Annotated in this window: 15 protein-coding genes and 1 other annotated feature; all 15 genes read right to left on the reverse strand. The window is 27.6% G+C overall.

The window, feature by feature from the left end; translation table 11 throughout:
• Positions 1–49: 49 nt before the first annotated feature.
• Positions 50–2,086: a thioredoxin domain-containing protein gene (locus IR152_RS13880; protein WP_227452535.1), complete on the reverse strand. Its 2,037-nt coding sequence runs from the start codon at positions 2,084–2,086 to the stop codon at positions 50–52.
• A gap of 177 nt (positions 2,087–2,263) precedes the next feature.
• The gene (locus IR152_RS13885) at positions 2,264–2,941 is read right to left on the reverse strand and encodes a manganese catalase family protein (RefSeq protein WP_227452536.1); all 678 of its coding nucleotides are present in this window, start codon (positions 2,939–2,941) and stop codon (positions 2,264–2,266) included.
• 207 nt (positions 2,942–3,148) lie between these two features.
• Entirely contained in the window at positions 3,149–4,837 is a 1,689-nt protein-coding gene (gene ilvB, locus IR152_RS13890) for a biosynthetic-type acetolactate synthase large subunit (RefSeq protein WP_227452537.1), read from the reverse strand.
• A gap of 50 nt (positions 4,838–4,887) precedes the next feature.
• Entirely contained in the window at positions 4,888–5,877 is a 990-nt protein-coding gene (gene ilvC, locus IR152_RS13895; RefSeq protein ID WP_227452538.1) for a ketol-acid reductoisomerase, read from the reverse strand.
• Positions 5,878–6,181: 304 nt separating this feature from the next.
• Complete coding sequence (locus IR152_RS13900) at positions 6,182–6,421, reverse strand: ACT domain-containing protein (protein ID WP_227452539.1); 240 nt, start codon at positions 6,419–6,421, stop codon at positions 6,182–6,184.
• A 111-nt stretch (positions 6,422–6,532) separates the two neighbouring features.
• Positions 6,533–6,790, reverse strand: a binding site (T-box leader).
• Between the two features lie 160 nt (positions 6,791–6,950).
• Positions 6,951–7,712, reverse strand: a complete 762-nt coding sequence (locus tag IR152_RS13905; RefSeq protein ID WP_227452540.1) for a M48 family metallopeptidase — start codon at positions 7,710–7,712, stop codon at positions 6,951–6,953.
• Positions 7,713–7,716: 4 nt separating this feature from the next.
• Positions 7,717–8,538 carry an XdhC family protein gene (locus IR152_RS13910; RefSeq protein ID WP_227452541.1) on the reverse strand — a complete coding sequence of 274 codons (822 nt, stop codon included), beginning with the start codon at positions 8,536–8,538 and terminating at the stop codon, positions 7,717–7,719.
• Between the two features lie 41 nt (positions 8,539–8,579).
• Positions 8,580–8,735, reverse strand: a complete 156-nt coding sequence (locus IR152_RS13915) for an RsiV family protein (RefSeq protein WP_413927504.1) — start codon at positions 8,733–8,735, stop codon at positions 8,580–8,582.
• 49 nt (positions 8,736–8,784) lie between these two features.
• Positions 8,785–9,036, reverse strand: a complete 252-nt coding sequence (locus IR152_RS13920) for a hypothetical protein (RefSeq protein WP_227452542.1) — start codon at positions 9,034–9,036, stop codon at positions 8,785–8,787.
• Positions 9,033–9,335 (reverse strand): hypothetical protein, encoded by a 303-nt coding sequence (locus IR152_RS13925; protein WP_227452543.1) that lies wholly within the window; start codon positions 9,333–9,335, stop codon positions 9,033–9,035. The genes IR152_RS13920 and IR152_RS13925 overlap by 4 nt, the downstream gene beginning before the upstream one ends.
• A gap of 40 nt (positions 9,336–9,375) precedes the next feature.
• Entirely contained in the window at positions 9,376–10,245 is an 870-nt protein-coding gene (locus tag IR152_RS13930) for a DUF3298 and DUF4163 domain-containing protein (protein ID WP_227452544.1), read from the reverse strand.
• Between the two features lie 11 nt (positions 10,246–10,256).
• The gene (locus IR152_RS13935) at positions 10,257–10,739 is read right to left on the reverse strand and encodes an RNA polymerase sigma factor (RefSeq protein WP_227452545.1); all 483 of its coding nucleotides are present in this window, start codon (positions 10,737–10,739) and stop codon (positions 10,257–10,259) included.
• Positions 10,740–10,790: 51 nt separating this feature from the next.
• Positions 10,791–11,747 carry a peptidylprolyl isomerase gene (locus IR152_RS13940; protein WP_227452546.1) on the reverse strand — a complete coding sequence of 319 codons (957 nt, stop codon included), beginning with the start codon at positions 11,745–11,747 and terminating at the stop codon, positions 10,791–10,793.
• Positions 11,748–11,814: 67 nt separating this feature from the next.
• The gene (locus tag IR152_RS13945) at positions 11,815–12,648 is read right to left on the reverse strand and encodes a polysaccharide deacetylase family protein (protein WP_227452547.1); all 834 of its coding nucleotides are present in this window, start codon (positions 12,646–12,648) and stop codon (positions 11,815–11,817) included.
• Between the two features lie 759 nt (positions 12,649–13,407).
• Positions 13,408–14,736, reverse strand: a complete 1,329-nt coding sequence (locus IR152_RS13950; RefSeq protein ID WP_227452548.1) for an APC family permease — start codon at positions 14,734–14,736, stop codon at positions 13,408–13,410.
• Between the last annotated feature and the right edge of the window lie 44 nt (positions 14,737–14,780).

The raw sequence follows: 14,780 nt of genomic DNA on the forward strand, positions 1-14,780 counted from the left end.
AGATGATTCAAATTTTTATTTTGATACATCTCCTTTTACACTATTCTGGTTATTCTACTTCCAAAATCATATCTTTTAGTTTTTGTAAATTATTAATTGGTTGACTACAACTATTATTTTGACACACATAATAACTAGTCTTATCATTCTTTAATTTATAGTTATTTAAAAAATCTATCTTAGTATCTTCTTCATCGTATTTCTTTACTAAAAAAGTTGTATTTGGTATAAAGTTTTCACTTATCAATTCTTTAAATGCAATTAAATCAGAATCTTCTTTAAAAATACATATAATTTCCTTAGTAGAATAAAGTTCAAACATCAATGAAAGCATATAAAAACTGTACCCTGTTGGAGAACTCTTTACATTATCTACATACAGTTTTAATTGTTTATATGATATTTCTTCAAGTTTATTATCGCCAGTAATTTTTGCAAGCCTTATAAGATTGTATAGTTGAACAGAATTTCCTGATGGAATAGCTCCATCATACAAATCTTTTGGTCTTGCTATTAAACTTTCACTATCTTTACCATATATATAAAATCCATTTTTTTCATAATCCCAAAAAAGGTCGATACAGCTTTCATTCAAATTTAACGCCTTTTCTAAATATTTCATATTAAATGTTGACTCATAAAGCTCTATATACGCCCATATTAAAAAAGCATAATCATCCAAATAAGCTAAATAATCAGAACTTCCATCTCTATATCGAGCTAACAATCTACCTGACTCATTTACAAGATTATTATTTATAAAATCAAGACACTTATTTGAATACTCTAAATACGTATCACTTTTTAAAGTGCTATATGCCTTTGCCAAGGCAACTACCATCAATGCATTCCATGATGTAAGTATCTTGTCATCTTTATGCAAAGATGTTCTTTCTTTTCTATATTCAAATACCTTTTTACTAAGATTAGCTATCTTTTCATTAGGTCTCTCATATTCTTTATTTTTTATAAGATTAGGAATACTTTTACCTTCAAAATTTCCACTACTAGTTATATCAAAATAATTATTAAAGAAAGTTCCATCTTCTTCACCCAACACTTCAACTATTTCAAGAGGATTAAATGTATAAAATTTTCCCTCTTCACCTTCACTATCGGCATCCTGAGCTGAATAAAATCCACCCTCTTTATCCTTCATCTCTCTAATTACATAATCTATGGTTTTTATAGCAATTTCTTTATACAGCTCTTTCTTTGTTATTTTATACGCATCTAAATAAGCTATAGTAAGCATAGCATTGTCATATAACATTTTTTCAAAATGAGGAGCCAGCCATTTTTTATCAGTGGAGTATCTTGAAAAACCAAATCCAATATGATCAAACAAACCTCCTCTATACATTCCATCCAAAGTTTTTTCTACCATTTTTAATACATCTTTATCTTTTTCTATACTATAGTATTTCATCAAAAACATAAGATTTTGAGGGCTTGGAAATTTTGGTGCATTGCCAAAGCCGCCATACTTTTCATCATAAATAGCCTTAAATACCCTAACTGATGAACTTAACATCTCCTTTGATAAATTACCCTCTGTATTTTTCACCCCAAAATCATCCTTAAGAGCTTCTACTATTTCATCTCCAGATTTTATTAATATATCTCTACTTGTATCCCATTTTTTAGATACATTCTCTAATAAATCTATAACTCCAGGTCTATTATATCTTGAATATTTTGGGAAATATGTTCCCGCAAAAAAAGGTTTTTTATCTGGTGTCATTATTATAGTCATTGGCCATCCGCCACTACCTGTCATAGCTTGGCAAACTGTCATATATACACTATCTATATCTGGTCTTTCTTCTTTATCTACTTTTATTGCTATAAAATTTCTATTCATTATTTCAGCAACTTCTTCATCTTCAAAAGATTCTTTTTCCATAACATGACACCAATGACATGTTGAATATCCTACACTTAAAAATATTGGTTTATCTTCTTCTTTTGCTTTTTTAAAAGCTTCATCATTCCAACTATACCAGTTTATAGGATTATATGCATGCTGTAAAAGATATGGAGATTTTTCATTTATTAGATTATTTGGTTTTCTACTACTTTTCAAAATACCACCTCATTTGTTATTTTATTATATGTTTTACAATAAACAAATAGATATACACTTATAATAAGTGTATACCCATCTTTAACTATATACATTTAAGTTTTTATCTAATTAATTCTTCTAGATAAATAATTTTTTTAATATCTACTAAAACAAAACAACATAAAAAATATCAAATTATTTTTTCAAAGGTTTTTCAAAAGAAGGAGGATTAACATCTATCTTAGTATCATGATTTGGTCCTGGAGTTGATAAATCAAAATACAATTTAGAATCTTCTGTAACTCCAAAATCCCTATTTGAACCTGTATCTTTAACTTTATTTAAAGCATCTCTAAATAAAGCATTATGTGCTTCTTCTCTATTAAGTAAGAAATCTATTGTTTCTTTTACATATTTATCATCTATTTGTCTATACAAATACTCATAAACTACCTTAGCTCTTTGTTCAGAAGCTATATTTGAAAGTAAGTCAGCCACTAAATCACCTGTAACTGTAACATAATTAGCAGTCCATGGAGCTCCTGATGAATTTATTAAGACTGGTGATAGACCAGTTAATACATGTGTTTCTATTTCACCTGTAGCAACTGCATTATAATCAACATCATGTCCATTTAATAAATTTATAGTTTGTGCTACCATTTCCATATGGCTAAGCTCTTCTGCTGCTATATCAAGAAATAAATCTTTTATTTGAGGGTCTTTTATTCTAAAACTTTGGGACAAGTATTGCATTGCTGCTTTTAACTCTCCATTTGCACCACCCAACTGTTCTTGCATTAAAACAGCATATTGAGGATTTGGTCTTTCTACTTTTACTTCTTTTAATAGTGCTTTATCGTGTTTAAACATATTAAATACCTCCGTAAATTATTATTCAAAATTATTATTTACTTAAGTTGTAATAATATTCTAAATTGTATAATTAAAATTTAATAAATTCTTAATTATATATTCATTAATTTATTTACAAAGGTAAAAAACGCCAATCTATACCTAAACAGAAACTGAACATCAACAAAATTTTAATAAAAACTTTATCAATATTCAGTATAAATTTTAGTTACATATCAAATTTTCAAGTTTATCATTAGGTGCTACAATAGGATAAACATCATAATCCTTATCTATATCACATTGTAAAAATACAGGTTTATTAAAATCTATTATGTCTAGAACTTTTTCTAATTCTTTCATATCAGATATCTTATATCCATCAATATTATATGCATTTACGAGTTTAACATAATCTACATTTTCATTAATGTCAGTTTGAGAGTATCTTTGATTGGAAAACAATTTCTGCCATTGTCTTACCATTCCTAATGTTCTATTATTAAGTAGTAAAATAAGTATAGGTACATTATAATTTGCAACTGTAGCTAGTTCATTACAGTTCATTCTAAAACTTCCGTCACCAGTGACTAAAACTACATTTTTATCTACATTACCAACTTTAGTTCCAATAGCTGCACCTAAACCAAAGCCCATAGTTCCTAACCCTGCTGATGTTATAAAACTTTTACTCCCTCTAAAACTCCAGTACTTAGCAGTCCACATTTGATGTTGACCAACATCAGTTACCACTACAGTAGAATTACCTAATTTTTCATATTTCTCATTTATTTTTTTAAGTATATTTTGTGGATGAAATTCTCCCTTTTGTACCCCTTCACTCTTTCTAAATGTCTTTATCTCTTCTTTCCAATTACTATTATTCTTACTCTCAACTCCTTCAATTAGTAAACTAAGAACTAACTTCACATCTCCAACCAAAGATATATTAGATTTTATATTTTTGCTTATTTCAGATGGGTCTATATCTATGTGTATTATTTTTGCATTTTTAGCAAATTCAGAGCTTTTACTTATTACTCTATCACTAAATCTTGCACCTATTGCTATCACTAAATCTGAATTAGAAAGGGCTAAATTACTTTCTCTGCTTCCATGCATTCCAACCATTCCAAGAGATAATTCATTTTTTCTATCTATATTGCCAAGACCCATAAGTGTGTTTAGTACAGGTGTATCTATTTTAGTTGCAAATTTTTCAAGAATATCCTCACTATCTGAAGACTTAACTCCTCCACCAGCATATATTACAGGTCTTTTAGATTCTTTTATGATATCTATTGCTTTATTTAAAAGCTTAACATTAGTTTCGTCATCTAGACCAAAATCACTCTTATAATCCATATAATCATCTATTTGACATAAATCATAATCCTCATCACTAAAATCCATTTCTGCTAAAAATAAATCCTTTGGAACATCTACAAGTACAGGTCCTTTTCTACCTGAATTTGCAACTTTAAAAGCTTCTTTTATTGTAGGAACTAATTCTTTAGTGTTTCTAACTAAATAATTATGTTTTGTCATAGATAATGTTGCTCCAGTTATATCAATTTCTTGAAAAGAATCTTTACCTAATAAACTTGTTGGAACTTGACCTGAGATTACAACCATAGGTGAAGAATCCATAAAGGCTGTTGCTATTCCGGTTATAGCATTTGTTGCTCCTGGACCAGATGTTGTAAAACAAACCCCCACTGTATTAGTACTTCTTGCGTACCCATCTGCAGAATGAACCAGACCTTGTTCATGGGATGTCCTTATATGCCTAAAATCATCTGGATAATCGTATAGAGCATCGTAAAGAGGTATCACTGCTCCACCAGGATATCCAAATATCGTGTCAACTCCCTCTTTCTTTAAACATTCTAAAATTACCTTTGCTCCGTTCATACGCACTACTATACACCACTCTTTCCCTCAAACTAATCCATTTAATACATTTATTTTAAGAATGACATCATACTTCTTAGATTTCTACCAACTTCAGCAATTTCTGTAGTATATTCTGCTTCTCTAGTTTTTAGGAAGTTTTGACGTCCTTCTTCATTCTCTTTAATCCATGCTTTTGCAAATTTTCCATTTTGTATATCCTCTAAAACATTTTGCATACCTTGTTTTGCTGCATCAGTTATTACTCTTTTACCAGATACATAATCTCCATATTCTGCTGTATCACTTATGCTATATCTCATTCTTTCAAATCCACCTTCATATATAAGGTCGACTATTAGTTTCATTTCATGTAGACATTCAAAGTATGCTACTTCTTTTTGATAACCTGCTTCTACAAGTGTTTTATATCCCAACTTTATAAGTTCACTTATTCCACCACAAAGTACTGATTGTTCTCCAAATAAATCTGTTTCTGTTTCTTCTTTAAAAGTAGTTTCTAAAACACCTGCTCTTGTTGCTCCTATCCCTTTTACATATGCTAAAACTGTCTCTGTAGCTTTTTTAGTGTAGTCTTGATATACTGCAAATAATGCAGGAACTCCACTTCCTTTTGTAAATACATTTCTAACTAGGTGACCAGGACCTTTAGGAGCCACCATTACAACATCAACAAATTCTGGTGGTTGTACTTGATTATAATGTATATTGAATCCATGTGCAAATGCTAAGGTCTGACCTTCTTTTAAATTATCCCTTACACTTTCTTCATAAACTTTCTTTTGCTTTTCATCAGGCATTAATAGCATTGTCAAATCACTTTCTTTTGTAGCTTCTGCTACATTCTTAACTTCAAATCCATCTTCTTTTGCTTTTTGTGCTGATTTACTTCCATCATAAAGCCCTATCACTACATCTACACCATTATCTCTAAGATTTTGTGCATGTGCATGTCCTTGGCTTCCATAACCTAAAACTGCAACCTTTTTACTTTTTAAAACCTCTAAGTCCACATCATTTTCATAATACATTTTTGCCATTTTTATTTCCTCCCAATACTTTTTCTCATTTTATGATATTTATTTTTATTAGAAATTCATACTCATTATCATTGATTTGATACTATTTAACAGATTTAATTTCTCAATTTATATAATTTAAAAATTATATTTTAGAATTTTCAGTTTTTATTAACTATAATAAACTAATTCATTAACTATAATAAACTAATAAATTCAATGATACTTGTATTTTAAATCTAAGATTTTTCTTATTTAATATTTATCTTTAGCTTTTTATTTTAAAATAAGTGTATTTATCTTTAGTTTTATAAAGCATATTTAATTAATGTCTCATCTTCTCAACAGTTATCTCTCTTACATCATGTAGTTTTTTCATATGGTTTAAGACAGAATCTAAGGATGTCTTTTCTTCATTTACTATTAATTTTATACCTGAGTTATTCATATTATCTACAGTCATACTTATTGATTGTATATCAACTTCTCTTCTTCTTAGAGTCATAGCCACTCTTAAAAAAGAATCTATTCCTTGGTTTAATTTAGCATATACAGTATTTTCCATAAAAATGCCTCCTTATTTTTATTATTTTTTATTAATTTTATATGGATTAAATTTCTTTATATCGCTTAAAATAAAAAAACTTTCATCTTTATAAGCAATATAAATATTACTTATAAGGACGAAAGTTATATTCCGCGGTACCACCTTATTTGTAGATATAAAAAATACATCTACCCCTCTTTTTTCAGGTCGGATAATTAATTACCTTAACCTTAGCCATGTAACGTTGGCAGACGTTTGTACTTACTAAAAATATTCAGTACAAAAGCTCCAGAGTGATCACTATACTACTGTTAACACCAATTCTCAGCAACATTGGTTCTCTGTGGATAACACTATTAGTACTGTTGTCTCTGTCATTGCTTTTGCTTTTTTAATTTTATATTTCAATTCTGTTTTGTTGTTAATATAGATTATATTCCCTATTATTTACAATGTCAACGACTTTTTTTAAAATTTTCAGATTATTTATTTTTTTCGCAATAATATTTCTTTTATATTCTAAGTATATATTTTGGAATAATCGTTTTCAGATTGTTATCTTATATCCATTTATTTTTAGCCAATTTTCTTTATCTTTATAATCTGGCATAATAGATTTTACCAAATCATAGAATTTTTTAGAGTGATTCATATGTGCTAAATGGCTAAACTCATGTATTATTACATACTCAATTACATCTAGTCTTGCCATAGATATTTTTGAGTTTATATAAATATTTTTTTGAGATGTGCAACTTCCCCATCTCTTTTTTTGTTCTTTTACCTTAACGCTTGCTGGAATCAATTGATTCATTATTTCACAATTTAATTTAAGAAAATCTATTCTCTCTAAAACTATTCTTTCACTTTCCATTTTATACCAAGACTTTAAAGATTTTTTAATAAACTCTGTACTTACATCATTTGTTTGAATAATTATCTCAGATTCATCAATATTTATTCTACAGTTACTTTTTTTGACAGAGTCCTCTAATAATTTTTTTATAACTAGATGGTACTCTTTACCTAAATAAAGAAATTTTTCGCCAGTTATAAACATTCTTTGTCTGTATACTTCTTCTCTATCTTTATATTTTTCTAATTTTTTAAGTATCCAGTCTCCTTTTTCAATTATTATATCTTTTATTATTTTTTTAGATATTTTAGGAGGACTTATTACAATTACTTTGCCAAATGAGTCTATTTTTATAGAAATATTTTTTCTATTTTTATAGACTAAAATTGCTTTTATTTCTTTACCTCTAAAAGTAACATTTAAAATATCAACATCTTTACTTCTTGTATTCATTAGTTTATTTTTCCTTATTAGCTCTACAATTTATAAGTTCAGCAGCTATACATACAGCTATTTCAGCTGGTGTTTGAGCATCCAATTTTATGCCTATTGGTGCATGTACTTTTGATAATTCTTCCTTTTTAAAACCTTTTTTCATAAGCTTTTCATATGTCAATCCAATTTTTGTTCTACTTCCAATCATACCTATATAACCAGAATTTCTTTTAAGAGCCCATTCTAAAGCACTTGAATCATATAAATGCCCTCTTGTTAAAATAATTATATAGCTATTTTCATCAGTTGGAAAATCTGGTATATTTTCAAAAGAATCTAAAACTATTACTTCTGAATCTGGAAACCTTTCATAATTAGCAAATTCTTCTCTATCATCTATTACTACTGTTCTAAATTCCAAAAGAGATAGTATTACAGCAACATCTCTTGAAATATGACCTGCCCCAAATATGTACGCTTTGCTTGTATTCTCTTTTAGACTTCTGTTGAATTTTTCTATATTACTTTTTAATTTACTATCTATAAAATCTATTTGTATTTCTCCAGTACCTCCACATATCATTCCAAGTTTTGCTATATCAGATTTGTTTAAAGTAAATTTATACAACATTGATTCTCTATTTTTTATAACATTAATTGCATGTTTTATACATGCTGCTTCTACACTACCTCCACCTACTGAACCAAATATAGTAGCATCATTTTTTACAATCATCATTGCTCCAGTTTCACGTGGTGTTGAACCTGAGTGAGAAGTTATTGTAGCAAATGCAAAATCCTCATTATTTTCTATTAATTTTATTGCTTGTTCATATATATTCATATAATTCTCCTTACCAGTCTATCTAAAAATCTTCTATATATCTATCTTGGGTTTTCTATTACTTTATTTGGTATTACAAATTCTACTGCTCCCATATAACCAAACGCTACTTCATATTCATCAAAGCCAATTACAAGGTTTCCATTTTTATTAAAATAAAAATCTTGATACTTATCTATAGATTCAAAATCTTTCACTGGTGAATCTTTATCTTGGTCTATAAAATAAGATTTTGTATTATCTTTCTTAAATTTGATTTCTCATCTTCTCTTTTATATTATCACTTATAGCTCTAATATATCTACTATCTTTAAAAAATATTGGCAAATTTAATAGTATTTCTCTATTTTTATTAATAATGTAATGCTTTTTAGTTACAGATGAAGAAGCTTCTATCTCTTCTTTTTCCATTTCTATTGATAAAAAGTCCTTAGAATTATTTTTGACATTATAGCTTACATTTAGGTATCTATGACCTTTATTATTTTCTTTTTTCATTTTATTTTGAAATTAACTGTAAAGTTTTTCCCATCTTGTAAAAATTCATTATTTAATCTATTCTCTAAATCTTTATCTTTTAAACCTTTTATTTTAGGAATGCTAACCTTCACTTCATAATTACCTTGTTTAAAGTTGAGATTCTTAGCATTTACCATCCTTATTGTATTATTGTTTAAATCCTCCTTAGAGAAATTACCTGCAAATATAGGGTTTATATTTACCAATGATACCAATAAATATATTGAAACTATAGTACTTTTAAATATAGATTTTTTAAGTTTTTTATATGTATTCATATTGACCTACTTAATATATTTATATAAACTCCTATTCAATTTACAAATTTTTTATTATTTTATATGGTATTACAAACTCAACTGCACCCATATAACCAGGTGCTACTTCATATTCATCAAAACAAATTACAAGGTCTTCATTTTTATTAAAATAAAAATCTTGATATTTACTGATTGTTTTAAAATCTTCAACAGGTAAATCTTTTTTTTGGTCTATAAAATAGGATTTTGTATTATCCTTTTTCATTTGTTCTCTCATTTGTTCTTTTATATTATCACTGATAACTTTTATATACTTATCGTTCTTAAAAAGCATTGGCAAAGTCAAAACTATTTGTCTTTTTTTATCAATATTATAATGTACCTTACTCACATATGACGAAGCTTCTATCTCATTTTTTGTCATCTCTATTGATAGCAAATTTTTAGAATTATTTTTCACACTATAACTCAAACTTAAAGACTTATATCCTTTATTCTTTGATGATTGTATCTTATCCATTCTCTCTTGAAATTCATGATAAAGCCTTTTTCCATCTTCCATAAAACTACTGTTTAATCTTTTTTCTAAGTTTTTATCTTTTAAACCTTGTATTTTAGGAATATCAATCTCGGCTTCATAATTTTCACTTTTTAAACTATAATTTTTTATAGTTATTACTTCTACTATTGCCCCAACTATAGGTATCTTAGAAAAGTTATCTGCAAACACAGAGCTTATATTTACTAATACTGTAAATACACATACAAAAGCTATTGCAACTTTAAATCTTAATCTATTTACCTTTTTATTTTTCTCTCGATATATATTTTCTATTTTTTCATGATTTATTATAGTATCTAGTTTCTTTGGTATTGGAATTTTATGATACTCCTCTTTTAACTTATTTAACCTTTCTTTGCTTGTCATTCTTTTTATCCCTACTCTTCAATTTTTAATTTTAGTTTTTTTAAAGCAGTATATAACCTAGTTTTAACAGTATTCACATTTTCATCCAATATTATTGCTACTTCTTCAATCTTTAAATCTTCAAAAAATCTTAATATTATAATAGATTTGTATTCAATAGGTAATTCTTCCAAAGCTCTTCTTAAATCCAAATCAGTATATTTATCATATTCTCCAGTCTCATCTACAAGGTCAATATCTGTCATATTACTATATTTACGGTTTTTTCTAATAAAATCTATACTCGTTCTAACTAAAATTTTATAAAACCATGTCTTTATATAATTTACTTCTTTAATATTTTCCACTGAACATAGTGCCTTATACATGGCTTCTTGAACCACATCTAAGGCATCTTCTTCATTCTTTGTATAACTATATGCAATTCTATAAAAAGAGTCCTTATTATCGATAATGTATTTCTCAACTTTCGTTCTCTTTAAACTCTTAAACATTCCTGTAAAATCTCCCTCCGATTACAGGCTAGGATTGAACTTTTAGAAATTCTATCTGTCTATTTTAGCATCTTCATTCAATTTTTTTATATGCTCAATATACTTTTTATTTAAAATAGATTCTCTTATTAAGCTCTGACACTCATTAAAACTTTTTTGTCTTTCTCTTTTATCAGTAACTTTGACTATATGATATCCATAACTAGTTTCAAATACATTTGAAACTTCATTTTTCTTTAATTTGAACACTTCTTTTGTAAACTCAGCATTTTTGTCATCCTTTGAAAAATATCCTAGCTGTCCTCCATTTTTTCCAGTTGCTTTATCATCTGAATATTTTTTAGCCAAATTTTCAAAACTTTCTCCATTTTTGATTTTAGTTAATATACTATCTGCCTCTTTCTTTAAAGCTTCTTTTTTATCCTTACTTACTTCTTTTTTATTTTTGTCTAAAGTCGATATAAGTATCTGAGAAGCACTTACTTCTTCTACATTAAAATCCTTCTTATGACTTGTATAATAAGCTTCCATATCAGCATCACTTATATTTATTCTATCTTCAAAGACCTTTTTATTTTTATCTATGGCTAAATCTTTAGATATTTCTTGTTTTAAATATTCTTTATCAATACCTGCTTTGTCCATTTTTTCTTTATAACTAGCATTCAAATTCATTTTTTCTTCTAGTTCTTGATATTTTGAGTCTACTTCACTTTTACTTGGAGTTAATCCTTTATCCCTAGCCTCTTGATATAAAAGTTCATTATCCACCATAAACGATATTATAACATTTTCTAATTTATTTCTACCTTTTTTATCCAAAGTTTTTTCTAATTCATCTAAAGACTGACCATTTATATAATTATTAGTAGCAGATAAAACTGCTTTCGTTTTTTTATACTGTTCTTTTGTGATTTCCACATCGTTTACTTTTGCTAAACTTTTATTGCAACCAACCATCATCAAAGATAGTATTCCGACCATTCCTATATAAAGTTTTTTATTCAATATACCTACACCTCACTCATTTTTATTCTCAATTTTTAAAATTTCAATAAATATTCTTATATTTTAACTACTCTAAATTACGTAACCAATAATTTTTTGGCATTTGATTTTGGTCTACTGCTGCAAATTCATAACCTTCATCTGATAAGAATTTTAAAACTGAATCTAACGCCTCTCTACTTTGTTTTTTCTCATGCATTAAAACTACTAATTGGTCTTTATCTTCACCTTTTTTATTCTTAATATTACTTTTTACATTTTGTACAATTTGAGCAGAGTTTGACTTCCAGTCTTCTGTATCTAAATCCCAATCCCAAATCTTATATCCAGCATCAATTAAAGCTTGATAAGAAGCCTGTGGTGTATATGGCTTACTTCCATAGGGTATTCTTATTACTTTTGAATGTTTACCAGTTATCTTATAAAAAGTTTGGTCATTTGTATCAAATTCCTCTTTTGCTGATGTACTAGTAACATAAAGCTTATGAATATCGTGTGATACACTATGAAATCCTGCTGTATTCCCATTTTTAATTATATTTTTAACTTGCTGTGGATATTCCTTCATATTTCCATCTATCATAAAAAAAGTTGCTTTAACATTATATTTATTTAAAGTTTTTATCATCTGGTCAGTAAATTTAGACGGACCATCATCTATAGTTATGTATGCTACTTTTCCAGAACTTTTACTTGGCCCTTTGCTAACTTCCGTTGCTGTATTAGATACTATATCCGTAATAGTAGAACTTGACAACTTTATATTTCTACTAATTTCATCTTCTTTCATATTTAAAGAGCTAACGCGTATACCAACCACTATAAAAGCCAGACACACTACAATAGCACTTAAAAGCAAATACAGTTTCTTTCTATTTATTTTTTTCTTTTTATTTCTCATAGTTCGACCTCCAATATTACTATATTTTTACATTTATATTGTTGTAGTATTTTATACCAAAAATTTACACTACATATATATAGACGTTGAACTTCGACAAAAAGTTTTGCTTAATTTTTAAAATTTGTTATTTTGATGATTATTATGCTGTATAATTTCTGTATAATTGTATAGAATGTTGAAAATTGAGTATTATATAGTGTTTTTTACAATTAATTCTAGTTAAAATGTCATTTATAAGTTTTAAAATTTATGATTTTTTTTATAGATTAGAAATATTAAATAAAAAATAAATACTAAAACCATGCTATATCACATTTTTAATACATACATTATATATTTATGTCAGCTAATTTTTGTTATCAAATAAAAATTCCTAATCTTATTCACAAACCACTACATTAATCAGGTAATGTTTTCTATTTAATACAATATCCTATTATCTATAATGGAAAGATTTAATTTTCATAAAATTATGTATACTATTTGCTATATAAACATCATTTAGTTTGGTAAAAAAATACTTAAAAATAAAGTATTTTAAAGCAAATAATTTTTTAGATGTTTAATTTTGTATTCCAAAAATTAAACATAAAAAAAAGTGTCTCAAAATGAACTTTTTAGTTAATGAGACACTCTTTTTTGTATGAAATCAAATATATTTTTATCATTTTAACAATGAAAAAAAGGCTTATCTCTATTTTGAGATAGCCACTTTTATTTTTTAAATAATTATAAAGCATTTGTAAACTACTTAGACTATCTTTTTATCCCTTTAGTCATATAAGCATACACTGGTAAGCCGATAACCGTTATTATAAGACCTCCTATAGATATCATAGTAGTTTTCATACCTGCAAAACATAATTGATTAACTACAACAAATATACCACTTGCTATAGCTATTATTGGAACAATCGGATATAATGGTACTTTATACTCTCTTGGTATATCTGGATGAGTCTTTCTAAGTTTCATTACTCCTATAAATGTTAATACATAGAATATCCAAGTAGCAAATACAGCTAAGTCAGTTAATAAATTAAATTGACCCGATAAAGCATATATAGATGCAATAACAGATACTAATGTTATAGCGTTTGCTGGAACTTGAGCAGAATTTAATTTAGAAAATATACTATATTTTGGTAAAGTCTTATCTGTAGCTAAAGTATATGCCACCCTTGAACCAGTTAGTAAAAATCCATTTAATGCTCCGAACACTGAAATTAATATACCTACGGATATTATTTTTCCACCTATTGAACCAAATATAACTTCAGCAACTGCTGATGCAGGAGAAGCATAATTTGCTAATTCATTAGCTGGTAACACCCAAAGATATGCTAAGTTTATTATAAAATAAACAGCCATAACAACTGATAATCCACCTATTATAGCTTTTGGAAGGTCTTTTCCAGGATTCTTCATTTCTCCAGCTAAAGTCCCAACATTCATCCATCCATCAAATGCAAATAATATAGCAATTAAAACTTGACCTAATACACTCCCTAGACTTAATCCTTCACCAACTATAGGTGTAAGTATTGGATTATCTCCACCACCTTTAATAAATCCAACAATCATTATTAAAATAAGTGGTATTAATTTACAAATTGTAGAAACTGTCTGTATAGCTCCTCCAGTTTTTGAACCTAGCATATTAAGCCCTGCAACTATTACTATAATTCCAATTGCTATTGGAAGTAACAGTGATGGACTACCAATTAACGCTGATGCTTGTTCTCCAAATATAACACCTAATGCTGCCACCATCCCAGGATAGAATAATACAGTTTGCATCCATCCAGTTAAAAAACCTAATTTTTCTCCATAAATTTCTTTTATATATACCATCATTCCACCAGTCTTTGGTATCGCAACTGATACCTCTGCAGCTGTAAGACCAGCTGTTATAGTTATCATTCCAGCTATTAACCACGCCAATATACCAAGACCTGGAGCTCCTCCAGTTAATGTATAGACTGCTTGTGGTTTAAAAAACACACCAGCTCCTATAACGGAACCAACAACAGTTGATAATGCTGCTGATACGCCAAGAGTCTTTTTTAGTTCATTACTTCCCATTTTTTCCTCCTACTTAATCCTATTTAATTTTAATTTCATAGTTA

This window comes from Clostridioides sp. ES-S-0108-01 (genome assembly GCF_020662285.1).
In the GTDB taxonomy this organism is placed as follows: Bacteria; Bacillota; Clostridia; order Peptostreptococcales; family Peptostreptococcaceae; genus Clostridioides.

Coding starts and splice junctions, on each gene's coding strand:
- IR152_RS13900 (WP_227452539.1), bottom strand. CDS start 6,421: ATGGAAAATACTGTATATGCTAAATTAAACCAAGGAATAGATTCTTTT.
- IR152_RS13930 (WP_227452544.1), bottom strand. CDS start 10,245: ATGACAAGCAAAGAAAGGTTAAATAAGTTAAAAGAGGAGTATCATAAA.
- IR152_RS13920 (WP_227452542.1), bottom strand. CDS start 9,036: ATGAAAAAAGAAAATAATAAAGGTCATAGATACCTAAATGTAAGCTAT.
- IR152_RS13945 (WP_227452547.1), bottom strand. CDS start 12,648: ATGAGAAATAAAAAGAAAAAAATAAATAGAAAGAAACTGTATTTGCTT.
- IR152_RS13935 (WP_227452545.1), bottom strand. CDS start 10,739: ATGTTTAAGAGTTTAAAGAGAACGAAAGTTGAGAAATACATTATCGAT.
- IR152_RS13885 (WP_227452536.1), bottom strand. CDS start 2,941: ATGTTTAAACACGATAAAGCACTATTAAAAGAAGTAAAAGTAGAAAGA.
- IR152_RS13925 (WP_227452543.1), bottom strand. CDS start 9,335: ATGAATACATATAAAAAACTTAAAAAATCTATATTTAAAAGTACTATA.
- IR152_RS13950 (WP_227452548.1), bottom strand. CDS start 14,736: ATGGGAAGTAATGAACTAAAAAAGACTCTTGGCGTATCAGCAGCATTA.
- IR152_RS13905 (WP_227452540.1), bottom strand. CDS start 7,712: ATGAATACAAGAAGTAAAGATGTTGATATTTTAAATGTTACTTTTAGA.
- ilvB (WP_227452537.1), bottom strand. CDS start 4,837: ATGAACGGAGCAAAGGTAATTTTAGAATGTTTAAAGAAAGAGGGAGTT.
- ilvC (WP_227452538.1), bottom strand. CDS start 5,877: ATGGCAAAAATGTATTATGAAAATGATGTGGACTTAGAGGTTTTAAAA.
- IR152_RS13910 (WP_227452541.1), bottom strand. CDS start 8,538: ATGAATATATATGAACAAGCAATAAAATTAATAGAAAATAATGAGGAT.